At 48.3% G+C, this 14618-nt stretch carries 10 protein-coding genes and 2 rRNA genes; 6 read left to right on the top strand and 6 right to left on the bottom strand.

Annotated features, from left to right (window positions below):
* Positions 1–32 precede the first annotated feature (32 nt).
* Positions 33–1226, bottom strand: coding sequence for an ATP-grasp domain-containing protein (locus GPK49_RS01970; protein ID WP_215676571.1), 1194 nt, complete (start codon positions 1224–1226; stop codon positions 33–35).
* Positions 1227–1264: 38 nt separating this feature from the next.
* Positions 1265–2023, bottom strand: coding sequence for an alpha/beta hydrolase (locus GPK49_RS01965; RefSeq protein ID WP_215676570.1), 759 nt, complete (start codon positions 2021–2023; stop codon positions 1265–1267).
* A gap of 371 nt (positions 2024–2394) precedes the next feature.
* Here GPK49_RS01965 and GPK49_RS01960 point away from each other — a divergent pair, with 371 nt between their 5' ends.
* Genes GPK49_RS01960 through GPK49_RS01950 form a run of 3 tightly spaced genes read left to right on the top strand, consistent with a single transcriptional unit; the run spans position 2395 to position 6773 of the window.
* Positions 2395–3780: a pyruvate carboxyltransferase gene (locus GPK49_RS01960; RefSeq protein ID WP_016408090.1), complete on the top strand. Its 1386-nt coding sequence runs from the start codon at positions 2395–2397 to the stop codon at positions 3778–3780.
* 58 nt (positions 3781–3838) lie between these two features.
* Positions 3839–5773, top strand: a complete 1935-nt coding sequence (locus GPK49_RS01955) for an aconitate hydratase (RefSeq protein WP_215676569.1) — start codon at positions 3839–3841, stop codon at positions 5771–5773.
* Between the two features lies 1 nt (position 5774).
* Complete coding sequence (locus GPK49_RS01950; protein ID WP_016408088.1) at positions 5775–6773, top strand: isocitrate/isopropylmalate dehydrogenase family protein; 999 nt, start codon at positions 5775–5777, stop codon at positions 6771–6773.
* Positions 6774–6901: 128 nt separating this feature from the next.
* On the opposite strand, the gene alr is transcribed toward GPK49_RS01950, so the two are convergent.
* Both alr and GPK49_RS01940 read right to left on the bottom strand, forming a co-directional pair.
* Entirely contained in the window at positions 6902–8095 is a 1194-nt protein-coding gene (gene alr / locus GPK49_RS01945) for an alanine racemase (protein WP_016408087.1), read from the bottom strand.
* 204 nt (positions 8096–8299) lie between these two features.
* Complete coding sequence (locus tag GPK49_RS01940; RefSeq protein WP_215676568.1) at positions 8300–10237, bottom strand: oxidoreductase; 1938 nt, start codon at positions 10235–10237, stop codon at positions 8300–8302.
* A gap of 175 nt (positions 10238–10412) precedes the next feature.
* On the opposite strand from GPK49_RS01940, the gene GPK49_RS01935 reads away from it, so the two are divergent.
* Genes GPK49_RS01935 through GPK49_RS01925 form a run of 3 tightly spaced genes read left to right on the top strand, consistent with a single transcriptional unit; the run spans position 10413 to position 14227 of the window.
* Entirely contained in the window at positions 10413–11246 is an 834-nt protein-coding gene (locus GPK49_RS01935; protein ID WP_016408085.1) for a Cof-type HAD-IIB family hydrolase, read from the top strand.
* 12 nt (positions 11247–11258) lie between these two features.
* A complete protein-coding gene (locus GPK49_RS01930) occupies positions 11259–12815 on the top strand; it encodes an ABC-F family ATP-binding cassette domain-containing protein (RefSeq protein ID WP_215676567.1) in 1557 nt (518 codons plus the stop codon).
* A 44-nt stretch (positions 12816–12859) separates the two neighbouring features.
* Positions 12860–14227 carry an FAD-dependent protein gene (locus GPK49_RS01925; protein ID WP_215676566.1) on the top strand — a complete coding sequence of 456 codons (1368 nt, stop codon included), beginning with the start codon at positions 12860–12862 and terminating at the stop codon, positions 14225–14227.
* Between the two features lie 129 nt (positions 14228–14356).
* Here GPK49_RS01925 and rrf read toward each other — a convergent pair.
* Both rrf and GPK49_RS01915 read right to left on the bottom strand, forming a co-directional pair.
* A 5S ribosomal RNA gene (gene rrf, locus GPK49_RS01920) occupies positions 14357–14474 on the bottom strand.
* Between the two features lie 68 nt (positions 14475–14542).
* Positions 14543–14618, bottom strand: a 23S ribosomal RNA gene (locus GPK49_RS01915); the annotation flags it as partial.

Here is a 14618-nt window from a genome sequence, read left to right as displayed (position 1 = left end):
CGGCGTTTTTTATTTATGCGTATCAAAAAATTTTACACCAATGCCGAGACTGCGGCAAAAAATGCTTCTACCTCCGCCATTTCGGGGAAGGTTGCCATATAGAACTGATTGCCCATGGCAACACTCAGCGCATCCGGCAGGCGACCGGACATACGGACAGCATCCCCATAGTGCGAGAGGATTTCTTCGTGGCTGAGCTGATACTGCTTGCCATCCCTTCTGCCGACATAGGCGCAGAACGCATGCGCTCCCTCCGACTTTGTGGAGCGGTCGAAGGCAATCATATCCGCCCAGATTTTATAGACATCCGTACTGTTTGCATAGTCCATCATATCGGGACCAAAGCCGCCGCAGGGACGCATATTGACCTCAAGCGCCATAATTTCGCCCCTCCTGCCTAATCCCTTCTGGTCCTGACGCAGACGGAAAAATTCAAAATGCACAAAGCGGCTTTTCACGCCAAAGGCTTTCACCGTGGCGCGCCCTGCCCGTTTGGTGTCCTCAGGCAAATCCTTCACGATATAGAATTTGCAGTCATCGCTTTGGTTGACCATATCCATGATGGAGCCGGGGGTTACGTTGCCCGTTTCAAAAAGAATATTCCCCTTGGAATCAATAATGGCATCATAGGAGCAGACCTCACCATTGACAAACTCCTCCATGATATAGACAACCCCTTCGTGACGCTGCTTATAGAACGCCGCAAGCTCCTCGTCATTCGTAATCTTGAAATTATGGGAGGCACCCACGCCGTTATCCGGCTTTGCCACAACGGGATAGCCGGCCTCGGCAACAAAGCGGCGGCAGCCCTCCATGCTTTCCACAAGGGTATAGCGCGCGACTGCAAGCCCTGCCTCTCTGTATGCTTCCTTCATTTTGGATTTATATTTCATCCGCGGCATATCCTGCACCTGAAAGCCTGTGGTGATATTGAAATCCGTCCGCAGCTTAGCATCCTGCTCCAGCCAGTATTCGTTATTGCTTTCCAGCCAGTCAATCCGCCCGTATTTGAAGGCAAAAAAGGCAACCGCACGATAGACCTCATCATAATTTTCCAGACTGCCAACCTTGTAATATTCGTGCAGGCTGTTTTTCACATTCTCATCCAGCTGCTCATACGGTTCATCGCCAATGCCCAGTACGCGCATGCCGTTTTCCTTCAGCTCTTTACAGAATTTCCAATAATTTGTTGGGAAATTCGGGGAAAGAAATACAAAATTTTTCATAGAACATCCCTCCTGTTATCTTTTGTTCGGATTGCGCCTTATTCAAACAGCGTTTTCATAAAAAACGGAATCTGCTTTTCCCAGCTTGCTTCGCAGTGTGTTCCCCGCGGAACAATACGACTATTGAGCAGAACACGCTTTTCTATCAGCAATGCACTGACTTCCGCAAAGAGACTGCGGCTGTGCGGATGATCGGCAAATTCCAGTGCGCCGTAATCCATATAAAGCACAGTATTTCGTTTCACTCTGGCATGCCGAATCATCGCCTTGACCTTTTCCGCATCAATCCAGAGTGAAGGCGAAAGTGCCGCGCCGCGCGAAAAGACCTCCGGATACGCCAGAAGCCCATAAAGTGTCATCAGTCCTCCCATAGAGGAGCCTGCCAGAAAGGTATGCCTGCGGTCTGCCTTGGTGCGGTACTGGGTATCTACTGTCCGCTTGAGAACTTGGACAATCCAATCCATAGTGATATCCCCGTTGCCTATAATTCCGCCCGTTTCCTCTGTGGTAAACGAAAAAGGGGCATATTCCTTTAGTCTGCCATAATCAGGCGCGCGGCTCGATTCCAGCGCAACCACCATCAGCTTTCTGCCGCTTTTCTGCAAATACTGCTCCATCCCCCAGCTTTTGCCGTAGGTAGCATCTTCATCATAAAAAACATTATGCCCATCAAACATGTATAAAACAGGATACTGTCGCTTGGGCTTCTCGTAATATTCATCGGGCAGGTAGATATAAACCCTCCGCCGCTCCATGCCATGCTCCCCGGGTGCCCAAACGGGAAATCGCTCAATCATACACCTCACTCCTATCTTTTCTGAGTATAGCACAGGTCTCCCTATTTTTCACGCAAAATCAACGGCTTTCTTGCAAAAACAGAAAATCTATCATAATTTATCTATAGAATTTCCGAATTATTTTCTAGGACAAAAACTAATATATCGAAATAATTTATTGTTTTCTATAGAAAAATTTTTATTGTATTTTTTAAAAAACCTTGTAGATTCAAATAAAACATGATTTTTCATCATTTTGTCATATATTCAATTTTTTTATCGTTTTCTCTTGACAGACGGCACTATGATTGATATATTCTATAAATATAAAACATCGTGCAAAGCACTTGTTTTTGTATGATAAACAAATCCAGATAGAAGGAGTGAGAACTTTGATCACTTATAACGACAAAACCAATCTTTTGGAACTCAGACGCTATAAATACAGCCTTCAGGATATTCCTGAGCCCAACCTGTATCGTGATAACTACAGCTATGACGAAGTGCCGAAGGTTACGTTCAACTACCGTCAGGTACCCATGAATGTGCCTGAGGAAATCTGGCTGACAGATACCACCTTCCGTGACGGACAGCAGTCTCGCGCTCCCTATACGGCAAAGCAGATCGCAACGCTGTATGATATGCTGCACCGCTTAGGCGGCCCCAAGGGCAAAATCAGACAGTGCGAATTTTTCCTGTATAGCGAAAATGACCGCAGGGCGATCGAAGCATGCCGCGAGCTGGGCTATGAATTCCCCGAAATCACAGGATGGATTCGTGCCACAAAGGAGGACTTTAAGCTGGTCAAGGAAATGGGGATGCCCGAATGTGGGATTCTGGTTTCCTGCTCCGACTATCATATTTTCAATAAGCTGCACAAAACCAGAAAGCAGGCAATCGACGGCTATCTGGAAATTGTAGAGGCTGCTCTGGATATGGGCATTACCCCTCGCTGTCATTTTGAGGATGTCACAAGAGCCGATTTCTATGGCTGCGTGGTTCCCTTTGCAACGGAGCTGAAAAAGCTGATGGATAAATATCAGCTGCCCGTAAAAATCCGCTTCTGTGATACGATGGGCTACGGCGTGCCTTACCCCGGTGCTACCCTGCCCCGTTCTGTCGGCGGTATCATTTATGGTGTAAACCACTTTGCGCAGATCCCTTCCGAATTACTGGAATGGCATGGGCATAACGATTTCTATAAGGCGGTTGTCAATTCCACAACGGCATGGCTGTATGGCTGTTCCTCCGTAAACTGCTCTCTCTTGGGCATCGGGGAACGCACAGGCAACACCCCTCTCGAAGCAATGGTAATGGAATATGCTTCCTTGAGAGGAACATTAGATGGCATGGACCCTACCGTGATTACGGAAATCGCAGAATTTTATGAAAAAGAGCTTGGCTATAAAATCCCCCCTCGCACCCCCTTCGTCGGGCGTGACTTTAATGTAACCAGAGCCGGTATTCACGCAGACGGCGTTGCGAAGGATGAGGAAATTTATAACATCTTCAATACAGCAAAGCTGCTGAACCGCCCCCTCAGCGTAGAGGTCAACAAAAACTCCGGTCTTGCCGGCGTTGCATACTGGCTGAACCAGACATTGCATCTGGAGGGCGAAAGCAAAATCAGCAAGAATGACCCTCGCACCGCTATCCTCAAGGAATGGGTAGATAAGCAGTACAGCGACGGGCGTATGACCTTCATCAGTGAGGAAGAGATGGAGGCAGCCACATGCGCGCTTCTGCCGGAGCTGGCAAAGCAGGCAGGGCTTCTGTAAAAAGGATTTGTTAAAAAAATAGAATTTCATCAAACAGTTTTCTTAGGAGGAAGAGAATATGGGAATGAATATTACCGAAAAACTGATTAAAAACCATCTGGTATCCGGTGAAATGGTGGCAGGGAAGGAAATCGCCATCAAAATCGACCAGACACTGACACAGGACTCCACAGGCACCATGGCGTATCTGCAGTTTGAAGCCATTGGGATTCCCCGTGTCAAAACAGAGAAATCTGTTGCTTACATCGACCACAACACCCTGCAGACAGGCTTTGAAAACGCAGATGACCATAAATATATTCAGACAGTGACAAGCAAGCATGGGATTTATTTCTCCAAGCCCGGCAACGGCATCTGTCATCAGGTGCATCTGGAGCGCTTCGGCAAGCCCGGCAAAACCCTACTTGGCTCCGACAGCCACACCCCTACAGGCGGCGGCATCGGGATGCTTGCGATTGGCGCAGGCGGTCTGGATGTAGCCGTTGCAATGGGCGGCGGTGCGTATTATCTGGCTATGCCCAAGGTTTGCCGCGTGAACCTGACAGGCAAGCTTTCCCCTTGGGTAACCGCGAAGGACGTTATTCTTGAGGTGTTGCGCCGCCTGTCCGTTAAAGGCGGTGTCGGCAAGGTGATGGAATATGCAGGCGAAGGCGTAAAAACACTTTCCGTTCCCCAGAGAGCAACCATCACAAACATGGGCGCAGAGCTGGGCGCAACCACATCCGTATTCCCTTCTGACGAGGTGACAAAAAGATTCCTTGACGCGCAGGGACGCGGTGAGGATTGGATCGAGCTTTCCGCTGACGCAGATGCGACCTATGATGAGGAAGTAACGATTGCTCTGGATGAAATCGCACCTCTGGTTGCCTGCCCTCATTCCCCCGATAATATCAAGCAGGTAAAGGATGTTGCAGGTCTGAAGGTGGATCAGGTTGCGATTGGCTCCTGCACCAATTCCTCTTATACCGATATGATGACGGTTGCGGCACTCTTAAAGGGCAAATCCGTTCATCCCGATGTCAGTCTGGTTATCGCACCCGGCTCCAAGCAGGTGATGAATATGCTGGCGGCAAACGGCGCACTGGCAGATATTATTTCCGCAGGCGCGCGTATTCTGGAATGTGGCTGCGGCCCCTGCATCGGCATGGGACAGGCTCCTGCAACGAATGCGATTTCCCTGCGTACCATCAACAGAAACTTTGAAGGCAGAAGCGGGACAAAATCCGCACAGGTTTATATCGTCAGCCCCGAAACAGCCGTTGCATCCGCGCTGGCAGGCGTTGTGACAGATCCCCATACACTGGGAGAAGCCCCTCTGGTTTCCATGCCTGAGCATTTCATGGTAAACGATAACCTCATCATTCCTCCTGCACCCGAAGGCGAATGTGTAAAGGTTGTCAGAGGCCCCAATATTCAGCCCTTCCCCAAAAACACAAAGGTACCCAAGGAAATCAAGGGCGGCGCGCTGATTAAGGTAGAGGACAATATCACAACAGACCACATCATGCCCTCCAACGCGAAGCTTCTGCCCTTCCGTTCCAACGTACCCTATCTGGCAGATTACTGCCTGACCCCCTGCGACCCTGAATTCCCCGCAAGAGCAAAGGCGGCAGGCGGCGGCTTTATCATTGCAGGGCAGAACTACGGGCAGGGCTCCAGCCGCGAGCATGCGGCACTGGCTCCCCTGCAGCTTGGCGTAAAGGGTGTTATCGCAAAATCCTTCGCGCGTATCCACATGGCAAACCTGATTAACAACGGTATCCTGCCTCTGGTATTCGTAAACGAATGGGACTATGACAACATCCGCCTTGGGGACGAATTTGTCATCAAATATGCCGCAGACCAGATCAAAGGCGCAGTAGAGGGACAGAACGTAATGGTAACACTGGTGCGTACCGGCGAAGAAATCCCCACAAGACTGAATATTTCCGCAAGACAGTGCGACATTCTGCTCGCAGGCGGTCTGCTGAACTATACAAAGGAGGCAAAATAATATGGCACATAAAGTAACTCTTATCCCCGGGGACGGCAGCGGCCCTGAGGTTGTTGCAGCAGCGAAGCGCGTTGTAGAGGCAACCGGCGTTGCCATTGAATGGGATGAAATGGAAGCAGGCGCAGCCATGATTGAAAAATACGGCACGCCCCTGCCCGACCATGTCATTGATTCCATCCGCAAGAACGGTGTTGCGCTGAAAGGGCCTATTACGACCCCTGTCGGCAAGGGCTTCCGCAGCGTAAACGTAGCACTGCGCAAAACTTTTGACCTTTATGCAAACGTGCGCCCTGCCAAAACCTATCCCGGCGTAATCACAAGATATGATCATATTGACCTTGTTATCGTGCGCGAAAATACAGAAGACCTGTATGCAGGGATTGAACACATGGTTGGCGAGGATGCGGCGGAAAGCATCAAGCTGATTACCAGAAAGGGCTGCGAGCGCATCTGCCGTTACGCCTTTGAATATGCCGTAAGAGAAGGAAGAAAAAAAGTAACAGCCGTACATAAGGCAAACATCATGAAATGCACAGACGGTCTGTTTCTGGATGTTGCAAGAGAGATTGCAAAGGAATATCCGCAAATCGAATTTACAGACAGCATTGTCGATGCCATGTGTATGCGTCTGGTGATGCACCCTGAGGAATATGATGTTCTGGTCTGCCCCAACCTTTACGGCGATATCGTTTCCGACTTGTGTGCAGGTCTGGTTGGCGGTCTTGGTCTGACCCCTAGCGCAAATATCGGTAAGGACGGTGCAATTTTCGAGCCTATTCATGGCTCTGCTCCCGATATTGCAGGACAGCACAAAATCAACCCGACTGCCTGCATCCTTTCCGCTTCCCTGATGCTGGCACATTTGGGCGAGGCAAAAGCGGCAGCGGCAATCGAAAAAGCCGTAACCGATGTCATTTCCGAAGGGAAAACACTGACGCAGGATATGGGCGGCACCGCAAGCACAGAGGAATTTGCGGACGCGGTCATTGCAAAGCTGTAAGCCTACAGCTTTATCAGACAAAAAAATTGACATCCCGTCTTTACGATGGGATGTCTTTTTTCAACCGAAAAATCCTTCAACTCAAAAAAGGAGCGGCAAAAACCGCTCCTCTTTTATTTCAATTTTTCTTATCTGTACTGATGCAGAACATGGTCTACGATACCAACGATTTCGCCGTTTTCTTTATAAACACGGGGAACACGCTTTGTCAATACGCAGGGCAGTTCATAGTTGATTGTGCCAAGGATTGCAGCCATATCATCGAATGTGAAGTGCTTATCACCGTCTGTACCAACAACGATAACTTCATCCCCCATTTTTGCTTCGGGAATATCTGTAACGTCAATCATCAGCTGATCCATGCAGACACGACCAACAACGGGTGCATATTTACCATGAACAATCATTTTCGCCTTGTTGGACAATGCTCTGTTGTAACCATCTGCATAGCCAATAGGGATGGTAGCAATTCTTCTGTCTGTTTCCGCTGTATAGGTTCTGCCGTAGGAAAGCTGAGAGCCTGCGGGAACATGCTTTACCAGACCGATTGTGGATTTTACTGTCATCAAAGGCTTCAAATCAATCATGCCTTCGCATTCGCTAGAGGGCAGCATACCGTATGTAATGATACCGGAACGGCACATATCAATATGTCTTTCGGGATAAGCGATTGTGGTTGCGCTGTTTGCACAGTGGCGGAGACCAACATGTACGCCTGCATCCTGCAAAGCTGTTACCATTTTATCGAAGCGAGCAAACTGCATTCTTGTGAAATCGGGGTTATCACCTGTGTAGGAGTCAGCAACTGCATGGTGTGTAAAGATACCTGTAATCTTTACGTTGGGCATTTTGCTTACTTCAATGATATCCTTCAGGGACTGATCGAAGTCTGCATCATCTGTCTGGAAACCAACACGAGTCATACCTGTATCCAGTTTAATATGACCTTCTACAACAACATTTGCTGCTGCCGCTGCTTCCTGCAGGCTTCTTGCATGTTCAATCCCAACAATTGCGTTTGTGATGCTCTGCTGGCAAAGAATTTCTACGCAGCTTGCGGGTGTATAGCCCAGAACCAGAATGGGTTTTGTGATGCCTTCGTTTCTCAGGCTCATACCTTCTTCGATGTTGGAAACGCCGAACCAGTCGAAGCCGCCTGCCTGCAGCTTGCGTGCTACAAAGCCGTCACCATGACCATACGCATCCGCCTTTACAATACCCATAACCTTATGCTCGGGTTCCATTTTGGATTTGATGCTCTTGATGTTGTAATCCAGTGCATCCAAGTCAATTTCTGCCCATGTTCTTTTGATAAAATCCATAACTTTCCGCTTCCTTTCCAAGAAAAATGGTGATATTTCTCAGTATTTTTTTCATTGCCAACGAGAATGTACTGCGATTTTCCCTGATTTCTTGGCAATTATTTAACACTTGTACTAAATATAGCACAATGTTTTTCTCTTGGCAATATCTGCCGAAAAATATTTCATCAATATCTCGAAAAAATACAATATACACAAATCTTGTCATGCAAGGTACAAATGTGTGTACAATTCATACGCATCTTTGATTGCTGTGCCACCATCGCCGATTTCATTTGCATCCCCCACAACGGCATAGCTCATCCGCTCATCCATCAGCCACATGGTCAGCTCCGTATCCACAACAGGCTCGCCGCCGCCTGCCCAGATAACTGTATCCGCGGAAACAAACAGCGTCATTTCGCCGATTTTGACATACAGCTTGCTGCCATCCATCAGCGTTGCGGTGGTAGTTGTCAAAAAGCTGACATTCTTTTTCTTCAATTCATTTAACAGCGGACGCGCCATTGCGCCCATGTCCATGCCCATTTTTTCCTTCTGCTCGATAATCTTAATCCCGAATTCCGCTGCGCCCTCCGGCAGACGCTGCGCCAGAAATGCTGCCGTTTCCAAACCAACTGCGCCGCCGCCCAGAATTGCCACAGTTCCTTGAAGCATTTCCGCAATTTTTTCTTCCGGCATCTGCAAGATTTCCTGCGCCGTAAAATATTTTTCATCAGACAAGCCTTCAATTGGCTGCTTTTCGGGTTGACTGCCTGTTGCCACAACTGTAAAATACGGTTTTCTTTCTTTAATAAAATCAAGCGTTGCTTCTGTTTCTGTCAAAACGGTAACGCCTAGCTCCGCAAGGGTTGCTTTCATGTAGGCAATATAATCCAGCAGACCCTCCTTTTTCGGAGGTAATGCTGCCAGCCGCAGCTGACCGCCAAGCTCCTTTTCCCTGCACAGCAGTGTTGTGACAAAGCCGCGCTCTGCGGATTTTTTCGCCGCTTCCATGCCGGCAGGACCGCCGCCGATGACGATACATTCCTTTCTGGTTGCAATCTTTCTTCTCTGATGCTCAAAGGCTTCATTCCCTGCTTCGGGGTTGAAGGCGCAGAAAAGCTCCTTCCCCTTCAGCACTGCCGCAATACACTTATTGCAGCTCTGGCAGGGCAGATAGGGCTTGCCTGCCTGCAAGCGATTGGCAAATGCCGCATCTGCCAGAAATGCCCTTGCCGTACCGCAGAAATCACAGAGACCCTGCGACAAAATCCGTTCCGCCGTTTCCGCATCATGAATCCGATTGCAAGCAATCACAGGCACAGAAAGATATTTCTTCAAAGCGCCTGCAAACGGCGCATATCCCCCCTTGGAAACATGATAGGAAATCTGCTCCACCGGAGATTCATGCCAGCCGCCCGTTACCGTCACACCATCAATCGTCCCTGCATCCTCTGCCTTTTTGCAGAAACGCAGCGTATCTGTCAGCTCATAGCCGCCCTCTACCATCTGCGCCGCAGAAACCTTTACCAGTATTGGGAAATCCCCTACTGCCGCACGCACTGCCGCCAGAACCTCCAATGGATAGGTCATGCCGTTTTCTGTCTGATAGCCATATACATCCGTTCTCTGATTTGTCAACGGAGAGAAAAATTCCGAAAGCAGATACCCTGCCGATGCGCTCACCTCTACGATATCCGCGCCGATTTCCTTGCACAATGCCGCCGCATTGGCAAACGCCGCCTTTGTTTTGGCTAATTCCTCTGCCGTCATTTCCTGCGGCTCTGCCCTGAAAATAGGCGAAGCCACCGCAGAAGGCGCAAGCAAGGGCTTTTCGCCGTGGTTCTTCGCGCTTTCGTTTCGTCCGCAGTGGAACAGCTGCACAATCAGCCTGCAATCGTGCGCGTGGACGCGTTCCGCAAGTGTCCGCAGGCTTTCCTTCTCTACCGTTTCCGCGTCATACATTCCCTTAAGTGCCCCTGCTTCATTCACAGCAAGCAACACCGTCACTGCCGCCGCGCCGCCCTTTGCCCGCTCCTCATAGAAGGCATAGTCACGCTCTGTCAGCGCATTGCCTGTCGCAAAGCCTGTGTGCATGGCAAGCATAATCCAACGATTTTTCAATTCCAACTCTCTCAGCCTAAATGGCGTAAAAACCATGTAAATCCCTCCGTTTCTCCTCCGCTTCTGCTGTTAGCATATCATATCTGCCTGCCTTTTTCCAGAGAAATACAGACAGAACCCTCAAACGAAATTTTCTTTCAAAAAGTCACTTCCTTTTTATTGTAGCGTGTTCCTTTATCTGATAGAATAGATAGAATGGGCAGGTGATACTATGAAATACATAAAGCTGGTTGCCTCTGATCTGGATGGCACCCTTCTCGATAAAAATAAGGAAATTACCCCTCGCTTATATCATGCGTTGGAACAGATGAACGAACAGGGCATTTATTTTGTGCCTGCCACAGGCAGACCCTTCAGCACAGTGCCACAGGCAATCAAGGCACTGCCCTTTCTGCGCTATGTTATCACCAGCAACGGCGCGGCGATTTATGACGCAGTGGAAAAAAAAGCCATCATTGAAAATAATCTTTCGCCCAATGCAGTCGATGCAGTGATTCCCATTGCCAAGCGTCTGCCTGTCATCACGGAATATTTTATCCATGGCAAGGCGTATATTGCGAAAAGCGTCTATGAAAATCTTTCCCCCTACGGGCTGACGGAAAGCCATGTGCGCTATATTCTGAACAGCCGCACCCCTGTAGAAAATTTCTGGGAGAAAATGCAGAAAAGCCATGCCATTTTGGAAAATATCAATCTGATTTTTCGGGATATGGACTTGCGAAAGCAGGTCTGGGCGGAGCTGCGGGCACTCGGTCTTTGCTCCGTTACCGCATCTACACCGGAAAATATTGAAATCACCTCTCCCCTTGCCACCAAGGCGAAGGCATTGGAAACGCTTTGTGCCCTGCTTGGCATCGAAGCGGAGCATGTGCTTGCCATGGGAGACAGCGATAACGATTTGCCCATGCTGGAATTTGCGGGCATTGGCGTTGCCATGGCAAACGGCGAGGCACACATCAAGGCTGCGGCGGATATGATTGCGGAGGACTGCAATCACTTTGGCGCGGCAAAAATTCTGGAACAATTACTAAAGGAAAGAGCATAAGGAGAACGATACATGAGTATTTTAAATGTAGTAAAGCTCAGCCACGGCTTTGGTGACAGAGCCATCTTCACAGACGTATCCTTCCGCCTTCTGAAGGGGGAGCACGTCGGCTTTGTTGGGGCAAATGGCGAAGGGAAATCCACATTTATGAATATTATCACAGGAAAGCTGATGCCTGATGAGGGCAAAATCGAATGGAGCAAAAATGTCCGTGTGGGCTATTTAGATCAGCATACCGTTCTGGAACAGGGACAGACCATCCGAGACGTTCTGCAATCTGCCTTCGGCTATCTTTTTGACCTTGAGGCGCAGATGAACGCCTACTATGCCGAAATGGCGGAGGCTGACGCAGAGCGCATGGAATTTCTGATGGAGGAAACGGGTAGTATACAGGAAACTCTGGAGCATCATGATTTTTATATCATTGATTCCAAGGTGGACGAAATCGGACGTGCCCTCGGTCTTGCGGATATCGGCATGGACAGAGATGTCACAGAGCTTTCGGGCGGACAGAGAACCAAGGTTTTAATGGGTAAGCTGCTTCTGGAAAAACCGGATATTCTTCTTCTGGATGAGCCGACCAACTATCTGGACGAAAATCATATCGAATGGCTGAAACGCTATCTGATTGAATACGAAAACGCCTTCATCCTTATTTCGCATGATATTCCCTTCCTTAACAGCGTGGTCAATCTGATTTACCATGTAGAAAATGCAGAGCTGACACGCTATGTCGGGGATTATGATAAATTCCAGGAGGTCTATGCCATGAAAAAGGCGCAGCTTGAGGCGGCATACCGTAAGCAGCAGCAGGAAATCGATGACCTAAAGGACTTCGTTGCCCGCAATAAAGCGCGTGTTTCCACAAGAAATATGGCAATGTCCCGTCAGAAAAAGCTGGATAAAATGGATGTTATCGAATTGGCGAAGGAAAAGCCCAAGCCGGAATTCAGCTTCAAAGAGGCGCGTGCCGCAGGCAGATACATTTTCCAGACAGAGGATTTGGTGATTGGATATGATAAACCCCTTTCCAGACCTCTCACCCTTTCCATGGAACGCGGACAGAAAATTGCGCTTGTAGGTGCAAACGGGATTGGGAAAACCACTCTGCTGAAAAGCATCCTCGGCGAAATCCCACCTCTCAGCGGCAAAACGGAACTGGGGGATTATCTTTATACCGGCTATTTTGAGCAGGAAAAGAAATACACCGAAAATGTCACCTGTATTGATGAAATCTGGAAGGAATTTCCTTCGTTTACGCAATATGAGGTGCGTTCCGCTCTGGCAAAATGTGGCCTGACCACAAAGCATATCGAAAGCATGGTGAAGGTACTCAGCGGCGGCGAGCAGGCAAAGGTTCGCCTTTGCAAGCTCATCAACAACGAAACCAATGTTCTTCTGCTGGATGAGCCAACCAACCATTTGGATGTGGATGCAAAGGAAGAATTAAAGCGTGCTTTGCAGGCATATAAGGGCAGTATCCTGCTCATCTGCCACGAACCGGAATTTTATCAGGATGTGGTGACTGAGGTATGGAACTGCGAGGATTGGACGACAATCCGGCTATAAATAAGAGAGAATAAAAGATAATGAGAGATAATGGAGGAAAAGGAATGAATTATGATGTCATTATTATCGGCGCAGGTCCCGGTGGTATCTTTGCTGCTTATGAACTGATGCAGCAAAAGCCCACGATGAGGGTTGCTGTTTTCGAGGCAGGTCATGCGCTCGATAAACGCCACTGTCCCATTGATGGGGATAAAATCAAAAGCTGTATCAGCTGTAAAAGCTGCAGCATCATGAGCGGCTTTGGCGGTGCAGGTGCTTTTTCCGATGGGAAATATAACATCACCAACGATTTCGGCGGTACTTTATATGAATATATCGGCAAAAAACGCGCTCTGGATTTAATGCAGTATGTTGACACCATCAATATGCGTTATGGCGGTGCAGGCACAAAGCTGTACTCCACCGCCGGCACAAAGTTCAAAAAGCTTTGTATCCAGAATGACCTGCACCTTCTGGACGCATCTGTGCGTCATTTGGGTACGGATATAAATTATATTGTTCTGGAAAATCTTTATGCACATCTGAAGGATAAGGTAGATTTCTTCTTCGATACACCCGTCAATTCCGTCACCATTCTGGAAAATGGCTATGCGGTAAATTGTGCAGAGGAAAGCTTTTCCTGCGAAAAATGTATCATTTCCGTTGGACGCAGCGGCAGTAAGTGGATGGAACGCATTTGTAATGAACTGGAAATCCCCACAAAATCCAACCGCGTTGACCTTGGTGTGCGCGTGGAACTGCCCGCGGAGGTTTTTTCTCATCTGACCGATGAGCTTTACGAAAGTAAAATCGTATACCGCACCCAGAAATACGGAGATAAGGTGCGTACCTTCTGCATGAACCCCAAGGGTGCTGTTGTAAATGAAAACACAAACGGCATTATCACTGTAAACGGGCATAGCTATGAAGACCCTGTCCTGCAAACAGGCAACACAAACTTTGCTTTGTTGGTTGCCAAGCATTTTTCTGAGCCATTCAAGGATTCCAACGGCTATGGCGAATCCATTGCCCGCCTGAGCAATATGCTGGGCGGCGGTGTAATTGTGCAGCGCTTCGGCGATTTGATTCGTGGACGACGTTCCACACCAAAGCGTATAGAGGAATCCTTCGTTACACCTACATTGAATGCAACCCCTGGTGATTTGAGTCTTGTTCTGCCCAAACGCCTGTTGGATGGCATTATCGAAATGATTTATGCACTCGATAAGGTTGCGCCCGGCACAGCAAATGATGATACCCTCCTCTATGGTGTAGAAGTAAAATTCTATAATATGGAGGTTGCAGTTAATGAACAGCTTATGAGCCGCTATGATGGGCTGTATATCATCGGCGATGGCAGCGGCATCACCCATTCTCTTTCTCATGCCTCCGCAAGCGGCGTGCATGTTGCAAGAAATATAGCAGCAAACTAAACAAATCACAATAAAAAAGAAGAAGAAATCCACTTTAATTTAATAAGGAAGGATTTCTTCTTTTTATGCCGATTTTTCTTTAAAAACAGCAAAAAATAGAACCGCATTTGCGATTCTATCTGAATTGGATTCCGGCGACCATCTACTCTCCCAGGCAGCTGCCCACCAAGTACCATCGACCGCCTAGGTCTTAACCGTCGTGTTCGGAATGGGAACGGGTGTGTCCCCTAGGCGCATCATCACCGGAAATCTTTCTTTTATTAAGGTATTACACCTTCAAAACTGAACACAAGTTGCAAATCTTATCAATCTTTTTTGGTCAAGCCCTCGATCTATTAGTATTGGTCAGCTGAACATGTTACCATGCTTACACCTCCAACCTATCAACCTC

Origin of the sequence: Clostridium sp. MCC345, from assembly GCF_018785345.1 — a bacterium.
Classification (GTDB): domain Bacteria; phylum Bacillota; class Clostridia; order Lachnospirales; family Anaerotignaceae; genus Anaerotignum_A; species Anaerotignum_A faecicola.
Note: the sequence above shows the minus strand (reverse complement) of the source record. Positions and strands in the feature narration are given on the sequence as shown.